Source organism: Streptomyces sp. 142MFCol3.1 (genome assembly GCF_000424945.1).
Classification (GTDB): domain Bacteria; phylum Actinomycetota; class Actinomycetes; order Streptomycetales; family Streptomycetaceae; genus Streptomyces; species Streptomyces siamensis.
This window is the reverse complement of sequence record NZ_AUKV01000014.1, coordinates 1-20,791: the sequence shown is the minus strand read 5'-3', so window position 1 is coordinate 20,791 and position 20,791 is coordinate 1. Positions and strand designations below refer to the sequence as shown.

21 protein-coding genes are annotated in these 20,791 nt (G+C 73.6%); 6 read left to right on the top strand and 15 right to left on the bottom strand.

Annotated elements, in window-relative coordinates:
- Positions 1-70: 70 nt before the first annotated feature.
- Positions 71-697 (bottom strand): DUF3000 domain-containing protein, encoded by a 627-nt coding sequence (locus tag H305_RS0121410; RefSeq protein ID WP_028802180.1) that lies wholly within the window; start codon positions 695-697, stop codon positions 71-73.
- Between the two features lie 225 nt (positions 698-922).
- Between H305_RS0121410 and hemE the strand changes: the two genes are divergently transcribed.
- On the top strand, positions 923-1,990 hold the full coding sequence (gene hemE, locus H305_RS0121405; protein ID WP_028802179.1) for a uroporphyrinogen decarboxylase: 1,068 nt from the start codon (positions 923-925) through the stop codon (positions 1,988-1,990).
- A gap of 48 nt (positions 1,991-2,038) precedes the next feature.
- On the opposite strand, the gene H305_RS0121400 is transcribed toward hemE, so the two are convergent.
- Positions 2,039-2,857 carry a rhomboid family intramembrane serine protease gene (locus H305_RS0121400; protein WP_028802178.1) on the bottom strand — a complete coding sequence of 273 codons (819 nt, stop codon included), beginning with the start codon at positions 2,855-2,857 and terminating at the stop codon, positions 2,039-2,041.
- A 149-nt stretch (positions 2,858-3,006) separates the two neighbouring features.
- Between H305_RS0121400 and H305_RS0121395 the strand changes: the two genes are divergently transcribed.
- Positions 3,007-3,369, top strand: coding sequence for a hypothetical protein (locus H305_RS0121395; protein ID WP_028802177.1), 363 nt, complete (start codon positions 3,007-3,009; stop codon positions 3,367-3,369).
- Positions 3,370-3,595: 226 nt separating this feature from the next.
- On the opposite strand, the gene H305_RS0121390 is transcribed toward H305_RS0121395, so the two are convergent.
- On the bottom strand, positions 3,596-5,005 hold the full coding sequence (locus H305_RS0121390; protein WP_028802176.1) for an FAD-dependent oxidoreductase: 1,410 nt from the start codon (positions 5,003-5,005) through the stop codon (positions 3,596-3,598).
- A 27-nt stretch (positions 5,006-5,032) separates the two neighbouring features.
- Positions 5,033-6,025: a DUF4349 domain-containing protein gene (locus tag H305_RS0121385; protein ID WP_028802175.1), complete on the bottom strand. Its 993-nt coding sequence runs from the start codon at positions 6,023-6,025 to the stop codon at positions 5,033-5,035.
- 165 nt (positions 6,026-6,190) lie between these two features.
- Here H305_RS0121385 and hemG point away from each other — a divergent pair, with 165 nt between their 5' ends.
- A complete protein-coding gene (hemG, locus tag H305_RS0121380) occupies positions 6,191-7,684 on the top strand; it encodes a protoporphyrinogen oxidase (RefSeq protein ID WP_028802174.1) in 1,494 nt (497 codons plus the stop codon).
- A gap of 4 nt (positions 7,685-7,688) precedes the next feature.
- A complete protein-coding gene (hemQ, locus tag H305_RS0121375) occupies positions 7,689-8,420 on the top strand; it encodes a hydrogen peroxide-dependent heme synthase (protein ID WP_028802173.1) in 732 nt (243 codons plus the stop codon).
- Here hemQ and H305_RS46715 read toward each other — a convergent pair whose 3' ends face one another.
- From H305_RS46715 to H305_RS0121335, 7 genes are all read right to left on the bottom strand, one after another.
- Positions 8,421-10,115: an alpha/beta hydrolase gene (locus tag H305_RS46715; RefSeq protein WP_078629165.1), complete on the bottom strand. Its 1,695-nt coding sequence runs from the start codon at positions 10,113-10,115 to the stop codon at positions 8,421-8,423.
- A gap of 173 nt (positions 10,116-10,288) precedes the next feature.
- Positions 10,289-11,065, bottom strand: coding sequence for a TIGR04222 domain-containing membrane protein (locus H305_RS0121365; RefSeq protein ID WP_028802172.1), 777 nt, complete (start codon positions 11,063-11,065; stop codon positions 10,289-10,291).
- 97 nt (positions 11,066-11,162) lie between these two features.
- Positions 11,163-11,930, bottom strand: a complete 768-nt coding sequence (locus H305_RS0121360) for a DUF4142 domain-containing protein (RefSeq protein ID WP_028802171.1) — start codon at positions 11,928-11,930, stop codon at positions 11,163-11,165.
- An 804-nt stretch (positions 11,931-12,734) separates the two neighbouring features.
- Positions 12,735-14,093, bottom strand: a complete 1,359-nt coding sequence (locus H305_RS0121355; protein ID WP_028802170.1) for a DUF692 domain-containing protein — start codon at positions 14,091-14,093, stop codon at positions 12,735-12,737.
- Positions 14,094-14,419: 326 nt separating this feature from the next.
- Positions 14,420-15,031 carry a TIGR03086 family metal-binding protein gene (locus H305_RS0121345; protein ID WP_028802169.1) on the bottom strand — a complete coding sequence of 204 codons (612 nt, stop codon included), beginning with the start codon at positions 15,029-15,031 and terminating at the stop codon, positions 14,420-14,422.
- 85 nt (positions 15,032-15,116) lie between these two features.
- Positions 15,117-15,761, bottom strand: coding sequence for a TetR/AcrR family transcriptional regulator (locus H305_RS0121340; RefSeq protein WP_028802168.1), 645 nt, complete (start codon positions 15,759-15,761; stop codon positions 15,117-15,119).
- A gap of 72 nt (positions 15,762-15,833) precedes the next feature.
- Positions 15,834-16,604 carry an aminoacyl-tRNA hydrolase gene (locus H305_RS0121335; RefSeq protein ID WP_028802167.1) on the bottom strand — a complete coding sequence of 257 codons (771 nt, stop codon included), beginning with the start codon at positions 16,602-16,604 and terminating at the stop codon, positions 15,834-15,836.
- A 71-nt stretch (positions 16,605-16,675) separates the two neighbouring features.
- Between H305_RS0121335 and H305_RS46710 the strand changes: the two genes are divergently transcribed.
- Both H305_RS46710 and H305_RS0121325 read left to right on the top strand, forming a co-directional pair.
- A complete protein-coding gene (locus H305_RS46710; RefSeq protein WP_078629164.1) occupies positions 16,676-17,731 on the top strand; it encodes an ABC transporter ATP-binding protein in 1,056 nt (351 codons plus the stop codon).
- The gene (locus H305_RS0121325) at positions 17,728-18,399 is read left to right on the top strand and encodes a hypothetical protein (RefSeq protein WP_028802166.1); all 672 of its coding nucleotides are present in this window, start codon (positions 17,728-17,730) and stop codon (positions 18,397-18,399) included. The genes H305_RS46710 and H305_RS0121325 overlap by 4 nt, the downstream gene beginning before the upstream one ends.
- A 21-nt stretch (positions 18,400-18,420) precedes the next feature.
- Here the strand turns inward: H305_RS0121325 and H305_RS0121320 are convergent, their stop codons facing one another.
- The 4 genes from H305_RS0121320 to H305_RS54940 form a co-directional block, all read right to left on the bottom strand.
- The gene (locus H305_RS0121320; RefSeq protein WP_028802165.1) at positions 18,421-18,609 is read right to left on the bottom strand and encodes a hypothetical protein; all 189 of its coding nucleotides are present in this window, start codon (positions 18,607-18,609) and stop codon (positions 18,421-18,423) included.
- 33 nt (positions 18,610-18,642) lie between these two features.
- Positions 18,643-19,494: a polysaccharide deacetylase family protein gene (locus tag H305_RS0121315; protein ID WP_028802164.1), complete on the bottom strand. Its 852-nt coding sequence runs from the start codon at positions 19,492-19,494 to the stop codon at positions 18,643-18,645.
- 27 nt (positions 19,495-19,521) lie between these two features.
- A complete protein-coding gene (locus H305_RS56080) occupies positions 19,522-19,779 on the bottom strand; it encodes a hypothetical protein (RefSeq protein WP_028802163.1) in 258 nt (85 codons plus the stop codon).
- Positions 19,780-19,959: 180 nt separating this feature from the next.
- On the bottom strand, positions 19,960-20,791 hold an 832-nt coding region (locus H305_RS54940), incomplete at its 5' end, for a slipin family protein (RefSeq protein WP_234020991.1).

Genomic DNA, 20,791 nt, shown 5'->3' with positions numbered 1-20,791 from the left:
CGTGGCACGGCTGTGGAGCCGGCCCCGCGTGGCCGCGGCGCGACGGCTCACGGCGGGGCGGAGGCGGCACTCAGCGGGACTGCGGGCCCCGGCGCTGCGGAAGGGTGACGATCGACCCGTCGCCCGGCCCGGCCGGCGGGAGTCCGGCGACCTGGCACAGCAGGTCGCACCACGCCGCGAGGTGCGCCGCCGTGTCCGGCACGCCGCCCAGTCCCTCGCGGGGCGTCCACGAGGCGCGGATCTCGATCTGCGAGGCGGCGGGGCGCTCGCCGAGGCCGCCGAAGTAGTGAGAGCTCGCACGCGTGACCGTGCCGCTCGGTTCGCCGTACGACAGGCCGCGTGCCTGGAGTGCGCCGGTCAGCCACGACCAGCACACGTCGGGGAGCAGCGGATCGGCGGCCATCTCCGGCTCCAGCTCCGCGCGGATCAGGGTCACCAGACGGAAGGAGCCCTGCCAGGCGTCGTGCCCGGCGGGGTCGTGCAGCAGGACGAGCCGGCCGTCCGCGAGGTCCTCGTCGTCCGCGACGACCGCCGCCTCCAGCGCGTACGCGTGCGGAGCCAGCCGCTGCGGGGGACGCGTCGGGTCGATCTCGATCTCCGGCCGCAGTCGTGCGGCTCTCAGCGCGTCGACGGCCGTCCGGAAGGGCAAGGGAGCCGTCTCCACCGCATTTCGGTCCCCCTCCTTCGCGTCGTCCATTCCGCCAGCGCCGTCCGACAGTCGTCCCTGAGCCGCAGCCATGCGGGGAAGATTAAGGGGAACGGAGCCGTCGTGCAGGGAGAGACACCCGTGCGCGGGACCACTGTCCGGATCGTTCCGCGCGAACGCGCCCGCCCGCGCGCCGTGCGCCGGGGACCCGCACCGGCCCGGGGGAGGGCGGAGCCCGGGACCTGGACGCCCGTACGCCGTGCGAGACTTTCCGTCGTGAGTGCCAACCACAGCCCATCCGGGCAGCAGCCGACAGCCACGTACGAGTCCGCCTTCCTCAAGGCGTGCAGGCGCGAGCCCGTGCCGCACACGCCGGTGTGGTTCATGCGGCAGGCCGGTCGCTCACTGCCCGAGTACCTCAAGGTGCGCGAGGGCATCCCCATGCTGGAGTCCTGCATGCGGCCCGAGCTGGTCGCCGAGATCACGCTCCAGCCGGTCCGCCGCCACAACGTGGACGCGGCGATCTACTTCAGCGACATCGTCGTCCCGCTCAAGGCCATCGGCATCGACCTGGACATCAAGCCGGGCGTCGGCCCCGTCGTCCAGAATCCGATCCGCACCCGGGCCGACCTCGCCCAGCTGCGCGACCTGACGCCCGAGGACGTCCACTACGTCACCGAGGCGATCGGTCTGCTCACGGCCGAGCTCGGCCCGACCCCGCTCATCGGTTTCGCGGGCGCGCCCTTCACCCTCGCGAGCTACCTCGTCGAGGGCGGTCCGTCCAAGAACCACGAGCACACCAAGGCGCTCATGTACGGCGACCCGCAGCTGTGGGCCGACCTCCTCGACCGTCTCGCCGAGATCACCTCCGCCTTCCTGAAGGTGCAGATCGAGGCCGGCGCCAGCGCCGTGCAGCTCTTCGACTCCTGGGTCGGCGCCCTCGCGCCCGCCGACTACCGCCGCTCCGTCATGCCCGCCTCCACGAAGGTCTTCGACGCCGTCGCCGGGTACGGCGTGCCGCGCATCCACTTCGGCGTCGGCACCGGTGAGCTGCTCGGCCTCATGGGCGAGGCGGGCGCCGACGTGGTCGGTGTCGACTGGCGCGTCCCGCTCGACGAGGCCGCCCGCCGCGTCGGCCCCGGCAAGGCCCTCCAGGGCAACCTCGACCCGGCGGTGCTGTTCTCCTCGACCGAGGCCGTGGAGGCCAAGACCCGCGAGGTGCTCGACGCCGCCGCCGGTCTCGAAGGCCATGTCTTCAACCTCGGACACGGCGTTCTGCCGACCATGAACCCCGACGCCCTGACCCGTCTCGTGGAGTACGTGCACACACAGACCGTCCGCTGACCGGGAAAGTTTCTGCGGTTCACCGGCCCGCGCCCACGGCCCGCCGCCTCACCAGCTGTGCCGCGCCCGCCTTCCCCACAGCAGGCGGCGCGGTTCGGGCGGAGGCAGCGTGCCCGCACGCAGCGGCCAGGCGAGCAGCATGCCGGTGAGGAAGCCGACCACGTGGGCGGCGTACGCGACCGTTCCCGCGGTCGAGACGCCGCTCCCGGACGAGAACACCGCCTGGAGCACGAACCAGAAGCCCAGCACGAGCCAGGCCGGCAGCCGCAGCGGCAGGAAGACCAGGAACGGGACGAGGACCCAGACCCTGGCTCTCGGATAGAGCACCAGATAGGCCCCGAGGACCCCGGCGATCGCTCCCGAGGCGCCGATCAGGGGGTCGCCCGAGTCGTCGTTGAGCAGCGCGAAGCCGTAGGCCGCCGCATAACCGCAGGCCACGTAGAACAGCGTGAAGCGGACATGGCCGAGGCGGTCCTCGATGTTGTTGCCGAAGATCAGCAGGAACAGCATGTTGCCCAGCAGGTGCAGCCGGCCTGCGTGCAGGAACATCGCCGTGAACACCGACAGTGGCGGCGACTTGTCGTAGTCCGGCGCGGCCACCACACAGCCCACGCCGTGCGGCCCGGCACCGGTCTGCCCCGTGGGCACCAGCCGCGGCACCTGATGATGGATCAACTCCCGTGGCACCGCGGCGTAGTGGTCCAAAAACGCGTGGATACGGCACAGCTGCGACAGCCCGCTGTCCCCCGCCGCCGAGCCGGCCAGGCCGGGGGTGCAGAGGAACACGAGGACGTTGGCGGCGATCAGTGCGTACGTCACATACGGCGTGCGGCGCACCGGGTTCACGTCATGGACGGGGATGACCACGAGGAACTAGTGCCCTGGATGCCGACGCCGAATGCGCGCCCCCCGGGGGGCGTCCTGGCTGAACGCCACCGTGTTCTCGTCCGTATGTCTCCTCAACCGCCCGCGGCGCGGTGCAGACGTGACACGCGGAAGACGTGAGGACACAGGCGATGAACGACCGAGTTACTCCTGCGATGCACGCCCTGCCCGACGGCGAGGCGGAGATCGCCCTGGTGCTGCACCTGCCCTGGGAGGACGTCGCCGCACTCGGCCAGGAGGCGGGTCGGCTCGCGGCGCGGATGCAGCGTCCGGTGACTCTCGACGAGGCCGTCAGCCACCGGTTGCGCAGCAGCAGGCCCGCTGCCCACGCGAAGCCCGTGCAGTCGCCGCCCGCGGTCGCCGCGCCGGCCTCCGTCTCGTCGTCCTCGGTCCCGTCCGCGTCCATTTCGTCGCTGCCTGCGCGGCCGCCTGCGGAGCAGGCCCGGCAGGCCATCGACCGGATCAACGGGGGTGCGGGGCACGAGTCCGCGTAGGCGCGTCGCGGGGCGGCGCGCGGCGCCTGGCGTTCGCAGGGGACCGCGGGTTGTCTCGTGGCCGGGCTTGCGGGCCCCGGCGCCGCCGTGAGGTGCGGTGCGTCGTGGACCGCGGGTCGGTTCGTGACGGGGCGCGCAGTTCCGCGCGCCCCTGACGGGGTCCTGTTCCTCGCGCGCCTGGCAGGGGGCCGTTTCGCGTGCCTTGTGGGGGCTGCTCGCCGCGGGACTACCGGGTGTTGTTGCGTACTGCTGTGACCGCCTTGCGGGCTGCCACCAGGATGGGATCCCAGACGGGGGAGAAGGGCGGCGCGTAGCCGAGGTCGAGGGCCGTCATCTGTTCCACCGTCATACCCGCGGTCAGCGCCACCGCCGCGATGTCGACGCGTTTCGCCGCACCCTCACGGCCCACGATCTGCACGCCCAGCAGGCGCCCGGTACGGCGCTCGGCGAGCATCTTCACGGTCATGAGTGCGGCCCCCGGGTAGTAGCCCGCACGGCTCGTGGACTCGATGGTCACGGTCTCGAACCGGAGGCCCGCCCGGAGGGCGTCCTTCTCGCGCAGGCCGGTGCGGGCGATCTCCAGATCGCACACCTTGCTCACCGCCGTGCCGACGACCCCAGGGAAGGTGGCGTACCCGCCGCCCACGTTGGAGCCGATGACCTGCCCGTGCTTGTTGGCGTGCGTGCCCAGCGCGATGTGCCGTTCGCGTCCGGAGACCAGGTCGAGCACCTCGACGCAGTCGCCGCCGGCCCAGATGTCCGTGTGGCCGCGCACCCGCATCGCCAGGTCCGTGAGCAGCCCGCCGTGCTCGCCGAGCGGCAGCCCGGCGGCCTCGGCCAGTGTCGTCTCGGGGCGTACGCCGATGCCCAGCACGACCACGTCCGCCGGGTACTCGGCGTCCTCGGTGGCGACCGCGCGCACCCGCCCGTCGTCGCCGGTGAGCACCTTGGCGACCTCGGCGTCGTCGACCATGGTGATGCCCATGCCCTCCATGGCCGTGTGCACGAGGCGGCCCATGTCGGGGTCGAGCGTGGACATGGGTTCCTTGCCGCGGTTGACGACCGTGACCTCGTAGCCGCGGTTGATGAGCGCCTCGGCCATCTCCACACCGATGTAGCCCGCGCCGACGACCACCGCCCGCCGGCCCTCCGTGGCGGCCAGCGTGTCCAGCAGGGCCTGGCCGTCGTCGAGCGTCTGCACCCCGTGCACGCCCGGGGCGTCCATGCCCGGCAGGTCGGGGCGGACCGGACGCGCTCCGGTCGCGATCACGAGCTTGTCGTACGCCGTCCACTCCTCGGCCCCGCTGTCGAGGTCCCGGGAGCGCACCCGGGCGCCCGCGACGTCGATCTCCACGACCTCCGTGCGCATCCGCAGATCGATGGCGCGCTCCCGGTGCTCCTCGGGCGTCCGTGCGATCAGCTGATCCCGCTCGGGCACGTCGCCGCCCACCCAGTACGGGATGCCGCACGCCGAGTAGGAGGTGAAGTGGCCGCGCTCGAACGCCACGATCTCCAACTCGTCGGGCCCCCGCAGCCGGCGTGCCTGTGACGCGGCGGACATGCCCGCCGCGTCACCGCCGATCACGACCAGTCGTTGCCGGGCCCCACCACAGCTGCTCGTACGGCTCATGTTCATGCGAACACGCTACGGGGGCCGCGCATTTCAGGCCTCCTCGCCACCCTTCGCCGAGCCGTCGGCACGGACCGGACGTGCCACGGGCAGGGACCCGGCGCCCGCCGCCGGTGCCGGGTGAGTGGCACTGCGGCGCGGCAGCCGGGGCCGCACCAGGCGCACCCACACCAGGGCGATCAGCGCCAGGCCCACCGCGAAGGGCAGCACCGCCCCGAACGCGAGGGCGATCCAGCGCAGCATCGTGACCAGCACGTGCCAGCCGCCGGTGAGCGCGTCCACGAAGCCCGGGTCCTCGTCCTTCTTCTCGGCCTTCCTCACCGGCGTCTCGGACAGCGAGAGGGTGATCGTGGCCAGACTGGTGCGGTCCTTCAAGGACGCCTGCCGGGCGAGCAGCGCCTCCAGGTCGGACTCGCGGCTGCTCAACTCCCCTTCCAGCGTGACCACGTCACTGAGCTTGGTCGCCTTGTCCATCAGCTCCCGGACCCGAGCCACACTGGCACGCTGGGACTTGACGCGGCTCTCCACGTCCACGACCTGGTCGGTGACGTCCTGCGCCTTGGCGGTCCGCTCGACGACCTTGCCCGTGCCCTCCAGCCCGGCGAGCACCTGCTCGTACCGGGCGGTGGGCACGCGCAGGACGACGCGCGTGCGCTCGTGGCCCCGGCCGTCGCGGGTCGTGGTCTCGTTGCCGACGTAGCCGCCCGCGTCCTCCGCCGTGGCACGGGCGTCGTCGAGGGCCTTGGGCACATCCGCGACCTGCACGGTCAGGGAGGCGGTGCGGATGATGTGGCTCGCGCTCACCTCGGGCGGCGCGGTGGCCCTGGATCCGTTCGAGCCGCCGCGGCCCGTGGCGCCCGAGTCCTCCTGCCCTGCCTGCGGGGCGGCGGCCTTGTCGTCGGCGGCGCCACCGCCGGCCTTGCCCGCCGAGTCGTCGGCGCCGCTGCACCCCGCGAGGGCGAGCGCGGACGCGAGGAGCACTCCGGCCAGGACCTGGACGGGACGTGCGGAGCTTCGTATGCGCATGTGGGCCTACCCCCGAGGGTCGTGTCGACTCGACTGACGCTCCTTCGACGCACGACCGGGCCGGGACGTTGGTCCCGTCCGGTCCCGATGCGGTCACGGTCAGGACTCGCGCCGGACACCGGACGCGCGGCGGACGGCGCGGGCGCGGTCTGAGAGGGTGGAGGCATGCGCGAAGAGGACACTCGTACGGGTTCGGGACATGTCGTGGTCGTCGGCGGCGGGATCGCGGGTCTGGCCGCCGCCCACCGCCTGCTGGACCGCGGCGCACGGGTCACCGTCCTGGAGGCCTCCGACCGCGTCGGCGGGAAGCTGCTGCCCGGAGACATCGCGGGCGTCCGGGTGGACCTGGGCGCCGAGTCGATGCTCGCGCGCCGCCCCGAGGCCGTGTCCCTCGCCCGCGAGACCGGCCTCGCCGACCGCCTCCAGCCGCCCGCCACCGCGACGGCGTCCCTGTGGAACCGCGGCACCCTGCGCCCGATGCCCAAGGGACATGTGATGGGCGTCCCCGGCACCGCGTCCGCGCTCTCCGGCATCCTGTCCGAGGAGGGCCTGCGCCGCGTCGGACGCGACGCCGACCTGCCCCGCACCGAGGTCGGCGACGACGTGGCGGTGGGCGAGTACGTGGCGGCCCGCGTCGGCCGGGAGGTCGTCGACCGCCTGGTCGAACCCCTCCTCGGCGGGGTCTACGCGGGCGACGCGTACCGCATCTCGATGCGCCTGGCCGTGCCCCAGCTCTATGCCGCCGCCCGCACCCACACCTCCCTCACGGAAGCCGTGCGCGACATCCAGGCCAAGGCCGCCGCGGCGCAGCAGACCGGACCGGTGTTCATGGGCATCGAGGGCGGCGTGGGCCGACTGCCCCTGGCGGTCGCCGAGTCGGTGCGCGCACGCGGCGGCGAGATCGTCACCCGGGCCGCCGTGACGGAGCTGCGCCGGGTCGGTGGCGCGGCGGACGGGGCCACGGCCGGCGGGCCGCACAACGGCTGGCGGGTCGTCGCCAGAGGCCGCGTGCTGCACGCCGACGCCGTCGTGGTCGCGCTGCCCGCCGGGCCCGCCGCCGCCCTGCTGCGCGCCGAGGCGCCCGCCGCCGCGTCCGAACTGGCCACCGTGGAATACGCCTCCATGGCGCTCGTCACCCTCGCCTACCGCCGCCGGGACGCCACCCTCCCCGAGGGCAGCGGCTTCCTCGTCCCGCCGGTCGACGGGCACACCATCAAGGCGTCCACCTTCGCGTCCCAGAAGTGGGGCTGGATCGCCGAGGACGACCCGGATCTGCTCGTCCTGCGCACCTCCGTCGGGCGGTACGGCGAGACGGAGGTGCTCGGCCGGGACGACGCCGACCTCGTACGGGTCTCCCGGCACGACCTGCGGGAGGCGATCGGCCTCGCCGCCGAGCCGGTGGCGACGCGGGTGACGCGATGGGACGACGGACTGCCGCAGTACCCGGTCGGGCACCACGCGCGCGTGGCCCGCGTCCGCGAGCACATCGGCAAGCTCCCCGGCCTCGCCGTGTGCGGCGCGGCCTACGACGGCGTCGGCATCCCGGCCTGCATCGCGAGCGCGTACGCGGCCGTGGACCAGCTCGGCGGCGACCGCGCCGGCCTGGACGCGCTCAGGGCGAACCCGGTGCAGAGCCTGCATGGCGGAGCGGGAGAATAGGCACATGAGTGACGACGCCCCCACCACCGAGCCCGGCAGGATCCCCAACAAGGGCAAGCTGGCCAAGGACCTCAACGAGGTCATCCGCTACACGCTGTGGTCCGTCTTCAAGCTGAAGGACGTGCTGCCCGAGGACCGCGCGGGCTACGCCGACGAGGTCCAGGAGCTGTTCGACCAGCTCGCCGCCAAGGACGTGACGATCCGCGGCACGTACGACCTCTCCGGCCTGCGCGCCGACGCCGACCTCATGATCTGGTGGCACGCGGAGACCGCCGACCAGCTGCAGGAGGCGTACAACCTCTTCCGCCGCACCAAGCTGGGCCGCGCCCTGGAGCCGGTCTGGTCGAACATGGCGCTGCACCGGCCCGCCGAGTTCAACCGTTCGCACATCCCGGCGTTCCTCGCCGACGAGACGCCGCGCAACTACGTCAGCGTCTACCCCTTCGTGCGCTCCTACGACTGGTACCTGCTGCCCGACGAGGACCGCCGCCGCATGCTCGCCGACCACGGCAAGATGGCTCGCGGTTACCCGGACGTGCGGGCCAACACGGTCGCCTCGTTCTCGCTCGGCGACTACGAGTGGATCCTCGCCTTCGAGGCCGACGAGCTGTACCGCATCGTCGACCTCATGCGTCACCTGCGTGCCTCCGAGGCGCGGATGCACGTCCGTGAGGAGATTCCGTTCTACACCGGCCGTCGCAAGGACCTCGCCGAGCTGGTCGCGGGTCTGGCCTGATCAGGGGGCCTGCCGGGCGGCCTCCTGCTCGTCGGAGCGCGCGGGGCCGCCTGGATGCCGCGCGTCCCGCGGGCCCTTCGCGTGACCGCCCTGCCCTGCGGACTTGCGCTCCGGCGGCTTCGGTTCCGCGTGCGGCGCGCACTCCGCGTGCCGCTCCGGCAGCCGGCCCGTCAGCAGATATGCCTCCAGGTGACCGTTGACGCACTGGTTGGAGCCGCCCGCGACACCGTGCGTGCCCGCGTCCCGCTCCGTCACCAGCACCGAACCGGACAGCCGGCGCCGCAGCTCCAGCGCCCCCTCGTACGGCGTCGCCGCGTCCCGTTCCGCGGCCAGGATCAGGGTCGGCGGCAGCTCCCCGGGCAGCGTCCGCACGTCCAGCGGCTTCTGCCGCGGCGCCGGCCAGTAGGCGCAGGGCAGGTTCATCCACACGTTGTCCCAGGTCTCGAACGGCGCCACCCGCGCGAGGCGTGTGTTGTCGCGGTCCCAGGTGCGCCAGTCGGTCGGCCAGGGCGCGTCGTTGCATTCGACGGCCGTGTAGACCGCGTTGCCGTTCTCCTGCTCGGCCGCTGTCTCCGGGTGCGGACCGGCCGCCTCGATCAGCGGCTTCGGGTCGCCCTTCAGATACGCGGACAGGGCCCGGGCACGCTGCGGCCAGTAGCCGTCGAAGTACCCGGCCTCCAGGAACGCGCCGTGCAACTGCGCCGGCCCCACCTTGCCGCCCGCGGGCTCCGCGGCGAGCCGGGCACGCGCCTTCTCGTAGCTGTTCAGCACCTCCGCGGGCGTGGCGCCGAGCCCGTAGATGTCGTCGTGCTCGGCGATCCACGTGCGGAAGTCCGTCCAGCGGGCCTCGAACGCGGCCGACTGGTCGAGGTTGTTCCGGTACCAGATCTTGCCGGGGGCGGGGTTCACCACCGAGTCGAAGACCATCCGGCGGACGTGCGAGGGGAAGAGCGTCGCGTAGAGGGCACCGAAGTACGTCCCGTACGAGGCCCCCATGTAGGTCAGCTTCGGCTCGCCGAGCGCGGCGCGCAGCACGTCCAGGTCGCGGGCGTTGTTGAGCGAGGTGTAGTGGCGCAGGCCGCTGCCCGAACGCCGGGCACAACCCTGTGCGTACGCCTTCGCCTCCGCGATCCGCTCCTGCTTGTACGACTCCGAGGGGAAGGTCGGCGCCAGTGAGGGAGCCTTGAGGAACTGCTTCGGCTCCTGGCAGGACAGCGGGGCGGAGCGTTCGACGCCGCGGGGCGCGTAGCCGACCAGGTCGTAGGCCGCCGCGACGCGCTGCCAGGCGGGCAGGGAGCCGATCAGCGGGAAGTACATGCTGGACGCGCCGGGGCCGCCAGGGTTGTACACGAGGGCGCCCTGCCGCGGCACCTTGAGCTTGGAGTTCTTCGCGTCCTTGCCGGTGGCCAGGGCCCGGCTGACGGTCAGCTTGATCTTCTTGCCGTCGGGGTGGGCGTAGTCGAGGGGCACGGTGACCGTGCCGCACCGGACACCGGCCGGCAGGCCCTGTTCCTCGGCGCACTTGCCGAAGCGGATGCCCGCGGCGGCGGCACGCTGGGCGGCGACTGCGGTGCCGCGCGTCTCGGCGGAGCCGGCCGCGGTCCGCCCGGTCGGCGTGCCCCCCGCTGCCGGGGCGCCGACGAGGGCGGTCAGGAGTACGGACCCTGCGGTTCCGTAGAGGACGGCGGCTCTCATCGGGCATCCCTTCAGCGCGCGGCAGCGACAAGGGGGATGTTTCGTTTGCGGGTTGGGGAAGTAAAGCACCGGCCGCCGGTGTCGGCCCCAATGACCCCGATGCGCCCCGGGGGCGCCCCTCAGCCCCCTCGCGAGCTCCTCGCCGGCTGCGGGGGACTGCCGTGGACCACCCGTCAGACCCTCGGTCCTCGGTCGCGGTGCGTGAGGGCGGCTCGCAGGTCGGGCTCGCCGATCGCGCGGATGCCGCGTACGGCGACGGAGGTGAGGTACGTACGGTCGTCGCCGGTGGCGTCGGTGTGCCGGGCGAGGGCGCCGAGCAGGCGCTGTCCGGCGGGGGAGGCCCAGCGCGTATAGGGGTGCACCTCGATCCTCGCTATGGCGAGGCAGCTCAGCGTGAGGATCAGCGGGAGCGCGAACCAGACGGCGACCGGTACGTCGTTGCCGGTGCTCTGGGCGGGCAGCAGCAGGGCCACGGCGCCCAGCGCCAGGACGGCGCCCAGCGCGGCCTGGACCTGACGGACGGCACCGGCGACGGTGGTGCGGGCGCCGTCGGGCACGGCGAGACCCGCGGCGACCAGACGGTCGGCGAGGCGGCGCACGGAGTCCGCGGTCGCTGCGGCCGTGCGCACCGGGGCTATCCGGGACTGGCCCTCCGGGCCGATGGCTCCGATGACGGAGCACTCCATCTCGTCGCGACCCTGCGGGTCCACGACGGTCGCCCAACCGGTGTGCGCGAGCAGCAGGCGCCGCTGACGGGCCATCGACACCAGTGTCAGATCGGCGACCCGGTCCGGACCGCCCGACAGGAACGCAGCCTCGTAGAGTGTCAGATCGTGACCGCGCGCCGCGTTCGCGTCGGCCGCCGCCGCGCGGACGGCGGCCAGACAGAGCCGGGTGCACGAGGTGCCGGCCGCGACCCAGGCCAGGAGCAGGAGAAGGACCCAGAACATGGCGTTTTTCTATGCGAACGGCCGCGTGGGCGCCATGGTTCGTTCACTATGTGGACGGAGTGTTGTGGATATGTGACTTTCCGCTCCGCCGGTCCTGCTAGGAGGTGGCGGAGGGGTTGGGGCGCGAGGCCGCGGGTGGCAGCGAATAGCCCGCGGACGCAGTGACCGGGGCCGGTGAGTCGGGGGACTGCGTCGGGCCGGGCGGGGCGGGGGAGTTGGTGAGCGGCGGCGGGCTCGCGGTGGCCGCGTCCTCGGCGAGGGCGTCGAAGTCGACGTAGCCGGTGGCCTCCAGGACCTTGATGTGGTCGAGCACCGTGGTGTTCGCGTCGTCGGCGAGGTCGCGCACGAGGGAGTTGCGGGTGTTCGCGCGGACCTGGGCGACCACGGAGAAGACCTTGCCGTGCGCCTTGCGCAGGATGTTCGCGAACTGCCGGTCGTAGTCCGTGCCGTGCGACGCGTCGAGCGTGGCGAGCCACTGACGCTGCTGCGGATTGGGCTGGTTGGGCAGCTCCAGGTTCAGCCGCGCCGCGACGTCGCGGACCCGTGCGTCCAGGAAGGTGTGCCCCTCGACGAGATGCTCGCCCGCCGTCCGTACCGCCTGGGTGGTGCCGCGCTCCTGCGCCTGCTGACCGGCGGGCAGCTCCCACAGTCCGGCCAGCCGCACCTTGGTGATGAACTCCCGGTCCAGCGCCGACAACGGCCCGAACCGGGTCGACACGCTCTGGGCGTTCAGGGTGTCCAGGCCGGTGCCGGAGCGGTCCGCGTACGACCAGATCGGAAAGACCAGGGCGACGAGCGTCGCCGTGAGCCCCGCTATGAGGAGCCCGGTTCCACTGATCAGTCCGGTGCGGTTGATGGATCGCATGGTGCCTCCTGCTTGCGGCACCGCACGCTGATGCGCTTCGGGTGCGAGTTGGCATATTACTGCGGGCGCTATGCCAACTGCCGTACGGGAGATTCGGGTTGGGCGCCGGGTGGAAGGCGACGGATGTGGTGGTTCGGGCGCACGTCATACCCCTGTGAAGCGGAGGAATCCGGACGTCCGCGGCGGGCTCACAGGATGACGTGTTAATCCCGGCACACTCGGCGGCGACACCCGGCCGACGCGCGTCGGCCCGCCGACATGGCGGCGTCCCGTGCACGGCTCGGGGGCGGTGGCCGGGCGGGTCCCTTTGCACGTCCGCTCTCCGATGCGGCGGTGCCTCGCGGGGCTGCGGGGTTGGCGGCCGGTCCGTTCCCCGGGCGTCCGCTCAGCGGCGCGGCGGCGTCCCGTGCACGGCTCGGGGGCGGTGGCCGGGCGGGTCCCTTTACACGTCCGCTCTCCGATGCGGCGGTGCCTCGCGGGGCTGCGGGGTTGGCGGCCGGTCCGTTCCCCGGGCGTCCGCTCAGCGGCGCGGCGGCGTCCCGTGCACGGCTCGGGGGCGGTGGCCGGGCGGGTCCCTTTACACGTCCGCTCTCCGATGCGGCGGTGCCCCGCGCGCGGCTTCGGTGACGGCGGCCGGTCCGGGGTCCTGCCGCGTGGCCGCTCACCGACCCGGCGGCGCCGGACGCCGGGACCGGCGGCAACCGTCGCTCCGGTCCCGGCGCTTCGGCTCAGCCGGGTGGCCGCACCCTGCGCGCCACCTCGGGGAGCGCGGCGCCGGCCGGCTGCGGTCGCCGCGCGCAGGGGTCAGTGGCGCAGCAGCACCCTGCGGGTGGCGCGGGCCAGTCGGGCCGCCGGGCGTCGCGACAACGGGGCGGGACCCGATCGCTCCAGCCACCAGTCGCGCAGCCGGCGGCGCGCGGCCGCGTCCTCCGGGAGCCCCGCGAGGAGCAGATGCTCGGCGAAGTCGAGGGCGTCGCGCCGGTAGCCCCCGGTCATCGGATGCCCCTGGGCGTACGCGAGGAACGCCGGCCGGTACTCCTGCGCCAGGATCTCCGGCAGCTCCCCGGCCACCTTCGCCACCACGTCCGCGCGCTTGGCGGCCAGCGCCCGCGCCTGCACACCGAGCCGCACCCGGTCGAAACCCTCGGGCACGGGGGTCCCGGCGACGAGCGCGGACAGCAGCGCGGTCTGCGCCAGCGCCAGCCGCTGTCGGGCCGCCGGGTCCTGCTCCGCCCGGCCGCCGTCGGCACCGGAAGAGAGCGGCCCCACCGGCCCGTTCGCCGGTTCCTCCACCCCTGCGGTGAGGCTCGTCGTGGTCTGCTCCGCCCGCGGTGCCTTCGCGAGCGTCTCCCGTATCGCCCCGATCTCCCGCTCCAGTTCCGCCGGCTCGGGGAAGTTCTCGTCGCGTTCCAGGAGAACCCCTGGCGGGGACACCCGGGAGGCGAGGTCGACGAGGATGTCCAGCACGGGCCGGGGGACCGGATGGGCGTGGCTGTCGTGCCAGACGCCGTCGCGCTCGAAACCTCCGGCGACGTGGACGTAGGCGATGGCCTCCACGGGGAGTTCGTCGAGCGCCTTGGCGGGGTCCTCGCCACGGTTGACGTGGTTCGTGTGGAGGTTGGCGACGTCGATGAGGAGCCGTACGCCGGTGCGGTCGGCCAGTTCGTAGAGGAACTGGCCCTCGGTCATCTCCTCGCCGGGCCAGGAGATCAGCGCGGCGATGTTCTCCACCGCGAGCGGGACCGGGAGCGCGTCCTGCGCGATGCGGACGTTCTCGCACAGCACCTCCAGCGCGTCCCGGGTGCGCGGGACCGGCAGCAGGTGCCCCGCCTCCAGCGGCTGCGACGCGGTGAGCGGTCCGCCGGCCCGCACGAACGCGATGTGCTCCGTGACGAGCGGCGAGCCCAGCGCCTCGGCCCGCTCGGCGAGCGCGGCCAGACGGGAGGCGTCCGGCCGGTCCGCCCCGCCGAGCCCCAGCGAGACCCCGTGCGGCACGACCGTGACGCCCCGCTCCCGCAGCCGCACCAGCGACTCGGGCAGGTGCCCGGGGCACAGGTTCTCCGAGACGGCCTCGACCCAGTCGATGCCGGGCATCCGCTCCACGGCCTCGGCGATCTCCGGCCGCCACCCGATTCCCGTCCCCAGTCGGCTCGGCTGCTTCATGGCCCCTCCTCCGTCACGGTCTCGACCAGACGCTGCGTGTCGTCTCCTCACGACGGACCCGTGTCCCCCGGTGTGACGAAGTCATGGCCCCGCGAACCGGAGCCGAATCCGTCACCGAGGACGTTCAGAGCAACATTTGAGGTTCCACGGGGTGGCCGGCGGGCAGCCGGTCCCGGTCCGTGGCGCCCGCGCGGCCGGTGGCGACGCGCTGTCGCCGCCGGTCGGGCCCCTGGTGGCGGCACCGGTGCCGGTCTTCGGGCTGCCGGTGGCATTGCCGCTGTCGCTGTCGCTGTCGCTGCCGCTGTCGGCTCGTCGCAGCGGTCGGCTCACCGTCCCGGAAGCGGCCATGCCTCCGGATCGCGGCCCAGCAGCCGCAGCGCCTCGTCCAGGGCGTCGGCGCCGGCCGGAACGTCGCGGGCCGGTGCGAAGGCGAGGCCCGGCCCCCGGAACGCCGGGTCCGCCGGGACCCGCCGGGCGACGGCCACCGCCGCGTCGAGGGTGGCGCCGGTCAGCTCCAGGGCGACGCCGAGCGTGGCGGCCACGTCCCACGCGTGCACCACGTAGTCGAGGAAGTGGAAGCCGACGGCCCGCCGCCCGGGGAACGTGCCGCCGAGCTCGGGCAGGACGAACTCCCGTTCCGTGACGCCCGGTTCGGCGAAGGCGTCGAGCACCGCGCTCGCCGCTTCCCGGTACGGGCGCCCAGGGTCGTCCGTGTCGGCGGACTCCCGCCAGTGCGCCTCCTCGTGTCCCGTCCCGCGCGCGGCGGCCGCGAAGCCGTGGTGCTGGGCGGTCATGTGGACGACCAGTGCGCGCAGTGGCCACCCCGCACAGGGCGTGTCCCGTTCCCAGTCCGTCGCTCCGGCCCTCGCCAGGACCCTGAGCGACTCGTGCACGGCGATCCGGTCGAGCTCGACGATGTCCGTTCCGGTCGTAGGCATACCCCGAGCCTAAAACTGAGCGAACGGTCGTGCTACTTGTTTTGGTGTCCCGTCGGGGCCGTCGCCGCGCTGACGGCCGTACGGGTCAGGAGAGTTCGGCAGCCTGTGACGGGTCGACCGCCGCCGCGCGCAGCCGGGCGGAGATCGCGACGCGGGCCTTGCGATACGCGTCCGCCTCGTCGCGCAGCACGGACACCGCGTTCGCGGCCTCCATCAACGCGATCAACTCGAAGGCGAGTTGGGCGGCATCCGTGCCGGGGTGGAGCTCACCGGCCTCGCGGGCCGCGGTGACGGCGCCCTCCAGGTGGTCCGTCCAGTCCCGCTGGGCACGCGCCACGGCGTCGTGCACCGGGCCCGAGCGGGCGTCGAACTCGGCGATGACTCCGTAGAAGAAGCAGCCGCCCGGGAAGACCCGGCCCTCGGAGTACGCCAGCCAGAGCTCGCACAGCCGCCGGACACGGGCGATCCCTGCCGGAATGTCCGCCGCGGGCCGGACGACCTGCTCGACGTAGATGCGGGCCGCCTCCCGCACAGTGGCCAGTTGCAGCTCCCGCTTGGAGCCGAACAGTGCGAAGACCCCGCTCTTGCTGAGCCCGAGGTCGGTCGCCAGACGGCCGACGGACAGCGCCTCCAGCCCTTCGACCGAGGCGATGTCGACGGTGCGGCGCAGCACCGACTGCCGCGTACGGTTGCCCCGTTCGACCCTGCCGTCCAGCCGGGACCCGGTCATCGTGACCTCCAACATGCTCGTCCACGCGGGCCGCGGCCCGTCCCGGGCCCCGCCAGGGGCACGGCCGCGGTGCTAGCGTCGCAGCGCCGGGTGCTCCGCGACCACCGTGCAGGACCCCGGTGCGATCTCCGTGAAGCCCGCGTCGCGCACCAGTGGCAGCCCGGACGAGGTGAGCGCGCGCCAGCGGTCCGGGTCCGCGGTGCGCACGGCGAGCGCGAACCCGGAGTCCCGCCAGGCCTCCCGCTCCTCGTCCGACAGCTCCCACCACGCCAGTTGGGCGGCGTGCCCCGCCTGCGCCATCGTCTTGCCGGCCGACATGTCGAGATCGGGGTTGAGCCACAGCACGGGCGCCGACGGGTCGGCGTCCACCGGGGGCTCGGGGTCGTCGAGATCGGTGCCGGAGACCTGGAGCTTGGCCAGGTCCTTGGGCCAGCCGTCCAGCGGGATCGGCGGGAAGACGCGCACCTGAGCGGACTTCCCGGTCACCGTGATGCCCGGTAGCGCGGCGGCCCGCCGCCACTCTGCGCCGCGCGCCCGCCGCACCACCTTGCGGATCCGGGCGTCCTGCCAGTCCCGCATCGTCTGCGCCCACTCCCCGTCGTCCAGGGAGCGCCGGTCCGCGAGAATCGTCAGCACGGCCCGGGCCGCGGTCTCCAGGGCGTCCGTACGCGCCGGGGGAGCGGCCTTCTCGATCCGTACGACCAGGGGCAGCACGAACTGCGGTGCCTCGTCCCGCGCGATGTGCTCGGTACGGAAGGGGCTCTCGTCGGCGGAGGTCTCGGAGGCCGGGGAGACGGGGGTGGCCTCGGAGGCCGGGGTCGCGGGGGTCGGGTCGCTGCTCACGCCCTCCAGTCTGCCAGGCGGAAGATCGGTTCTTCTGCGGGCGCCGTCCGGCCCGGGCGAGGATGGTCACCATGCGAGACGATCTACGGCTGGCGGGTGTCGGCCGCCGCTACGGGCTCCGCGGCCCCTGGGTGCTGCGCGGTGTCGACCTGGCGCTGGAGCCCGGCACACTGGTCCGCGTCGAGGGCGCCAACGGCACCGGCAAGTCGACCCTGTTGCGGCTGCTCGCCGGAATCGACGCGCCCACCGAGGGCCGGATCACCGGCCGCCCGCGCACGGCGTACGTCCCCGAGCGCTTCCCCGCCGCGCTGCCCTTCACGGCGTCCGGATACCTCACGCACCTCGGCGCCGTGCACGGTCTGTCCCGTACGGCCGCGTCCCGCGCCGCCGACGAGTGGCTGGAGCGGCTCGGCGCCGGCGGGTACGCCCGCGCGCCCATGGCGGAGTTGTCCAAGGGCAGCAGCCAGAAGGTCGCCGTCGCACAGGCGCTCCTCGCCGAGCCGGACCTTCTCGTCCTCGACGAGGCCTGGACGGGTCTCGACGCCGCCGCCCGCGCCGAACTGGAACGCGCGGTCGCCGAGCGCCTGGCCGCCGGCGGTGCCGTGGTGTTCGTCGACCACGACCCGCGCCGGCTCGCGGGGGCGCCGGACGCGACGTACACGGTGACCGGGGGCGCACTCCGGCGCCGTACGGACACGGCGGCCGGCGGCACCGTCGCCGGACCGCACGTGCTGGTCGAGGCGCAGGGGCCGCCGGACGAGGAACCTCCCGCGGAGGCGACCGCGCTGTCGGCGGCCACGCGCCGCACCGGCCGGGGGACGACCTGTTTCACCGTGCCCGTGTCCCACTCCGACGTACTGCTCAGGACACTGCTGGGCGCCCAGCCGCCGTGGCACGTGGTGCGCGTCGGTGCAGCACTTCCGGAGACCGCGGCACTCCCGGAGACCGCGCCCGAGGGCGCCGCGCTCCCGGCCGGCCCCGCCGAGGGTGCCGCGCTCCCGGCCGGCCCCGCCGAGGGTGCCGCGCTCCTGCGCGGCCCGTCCAAGGGCGCCGCGCTTCCGCACGGCCCGTCCGAGGGCGCCGTCCTCCCCCTCCACGTCCCGTGGGAGAGCGAGAACCGTCGATGACCGCACTGCTGCGCTATCAGACCGCGCTCCTGCTCCGCTCCCAGCGCTGGCTCCCGCCGTTCATCCTGTACGCGGCGTTCCTCGCGATCGGTGTGCAGAGCGGGCAGCCGGTCCTCGACTCGCTCGGCTACACGGCCGCCGCTCTCCTGCCGGTCGCCGCCTGGCTGGTCCGCGTCTGTGCGAGCGGCGAGCCCCCGGCGGCGCGTGCCTGTGCCGCGGCGGCCGTCGGGCCGGCGCGGGCCCACCTGGCCTGCCTCGCGGTCGCGCTCGGGGCGGCCGTGGTCCTCGGTGTGACGGCCACGCTGGTCGTCACGGTGATGAGTGATCCGACGAGCGCGGACCACCACCGTCGGGTGCCGTGGGCCGCGGCGGGCGGCGCCGGGCTGCTCGCGACACTCGTGTGCGCGCTGCTCGGTACGGCCGTCGGAGCGCTCACGACCTGGCCACTACTGCGCTCCCCGGGCCGCGCGGTCCCCGCGATGCTCCTGGCGGCGCTCCTGGCGCTCGTGCTGACGGGCTCGCCCGCCCATGCGGCGCTCACCGGACTGATCACCGGCTCACGGACCGGTACGGTTCCCGTGCCGCTGCTGCCCCTGACGGGCGCGGTACTCCTCGCGGCGGGCGCCCTCGCCGCGGCGTGCGCGCTCACCTCCCGCCGGTCGCCGTGAACCGTCGGCCGGGAGGGACGATCAGCCGGAGCAGGCCGTGCGCTGCGCCTCCTGCCACTCGCAGACAGGGCACAGCGTGATCCCCTTGTGCGACTCCGGGTACTCCGTGGGCTTCCGGCACAGCACGCACTCCGCGCGGGGGCCGTCCACGGGGACGGCCGGTGGAACCTCGGGGGCGGGGTCCGCCTGGGGGCCGCAGTAGTCGCTCATGCCCCCAGGGTAGGGCGGACCTCGCGGGACCCGTCAGCGGTGACCGGCCGTCTGCCCGATCAGCTCGGACACCTTCACGAACCGGAAACCCTGCTTGCGCAGTTCGGGCACGATCGTCCGCAGGGCCTGCTCGGTGGTCGGTGCGGCGCTGCGCGTGCAGTGCATCACGACCACGGAACCGGGCTTCACGCCCTCCAGTACCTGCCGGGCCACGGCGTCCGCATCCGTCGCGAAGGCGTCACCGCTCACCACGTCCCACTGCACGGCGGTCACGCCGACCGCGCTCAGGGCCCTCAGCGCCCGCTGGTCGTAACAGCCGCCCGGGAAGCGGAAGTAGGGCATCGCCTTGGGCACCCCGGCCTTCTTGAAAGCGGCGTAGGCCCGCTCCACGTCGCCCCGCATGTCCGCCTCGCCCACGGTCGGAAGCCCGTAGCAGTCGCCGGTGAAGGCGTAGTGGCTGTAGGAGTGGTTGGCGACCTCGAACAGCGGGTCCCGCCCGATGGCCCTGGCCTCCAGCGGATACTCCTCGGCCCACCGACCGGTCATGAACACGGTCGCCGGGACCTTGAAACCGCGCAGCGTGTCGATCAGTTGCGGGTTGTCGAAGTGCTCGCCGGCCTCCGCTCGCGGCCCCTCGTCGGCTGTCATGTCGGCGTCGAAGGTGAGCGCGACCGTCTTGTCCTGGGTCCGGGGCCCGTTCGTGAAGACGGGGGTCAGTCCGGCAGGGCCCGGTGCGAGGGTGGGCGGCTTCGACGGAGCGGTGGCCGAGGCGGACTGACCGGTGCGGGCGGCGTGCTGGGGGGAGGGTCCACCGCAGGCGGCGAGCGCGGCTCCGAGGGCTCCGACGGCACAGGTCACGGCGAATTGTCGTACTGAAATGGTCACATGATGAAATTATCTCGTTAAATGTGACTATTTGCTCCTTATGGGGATGTGTCGTGCGGCTGCGCCCGCGAAGTCACCCGGCTGGAGCCGTGCACGCGGCCGTGGTGTCGTGCGACCGGCCCTGCGGGAAGGGCCGGCGGCCAGGGCGTGCCGTACGGCCGTGCCGTCGGGCAGCCAGTACGGCAGTCCCGTGCCGTCCGGCAGCCAGTGAGGCAGTCCCGTGCCCATCGGGGGGTCGGTGTCGAACAGGTCCAGTTCACGGCCGAGCCGGCGGTGGTCGTGCACGGTGCTCTCCTCGCTCGGGGGAGGCGAGCGCCCGCACGACGAAGCCCCGGGGCACTCGCCCCGGGGCTTCGGACTCGGTCGGCGGTCAGCGCGCCGGGACATTCTCCGGCGTCGTCGTGTTCATGGCGGCACGCTGCATGGTCCCGACCGCGGCAAGGCGGCAGGGGGGCCGCACCGGATCTATCCCCCGCCCGGTACGTCGCGGTCGGCGGGGTCGTCCCGCCCGAAGATCCCGCGCGGGTCACCCTTCGGGTCACCGAGGCCCGCGGCGAGACCGAGCTCGTCGGGCTCGGCGGTGAGTTCGAACTCGTCCGGTTCGGCGGTGAGGCCGAGGTGGTCCGGTTCGGCGGCGGGCGGGAGTTCGTCCGGAGCGGCAGTCGGCCGGAGTCCGTCGGGCTCGGCGGTGAGTTCCCCGGGAGCGTCGGACGGCCCCGGCGTAGTGTCCCCGGCCGGGCGCGGCAGCCTGTCCGTGGGGGCCGTCGGGGCCGCGGGCTGGGTCTGCCCCGGCTGCGCCCGCTCCAGGAACCTGAGGAGCTCCACCGGGAAGGGGAGCACGAGCGTCGAGTTCTTCTCGGCCGCGACGGCCACCACCGTCTGCAGCAGCCGCAGCTGGAGCGCCGCGGGCTGCTCGGACATGACTCCGGCGGCCTCCGCCAGCTTCTTGGAGGCCTGGAGTTCCGCGTCCGCGTTGATGATCCGGGCGCGGCGCTCGCGGTCGGCCTCGGCCTGCCGGGCCATGGACCGCTTCATCGTCTCCGGCAGCGACACGTCCTTGATCTCCACGCGGTCGATCTGCACGCCCCAGCCGATCGCGGGGCTGTCGATCATCAGCTCCAGGCCCTGGTTGAGCTTCTCGCGGTTGGACAGGAGGTCGTCCAGGTCGCTCTTGCCGATGATGGACCGCAGCGAGGTCTGCGCCATCTGCGAGACCGCGAACCGGTAGTCCTCGACCTGGATGACCGCGTTCGCCGCGTCGACCACCTTGAAGTAGACGACCGCGTCCACCCGCACG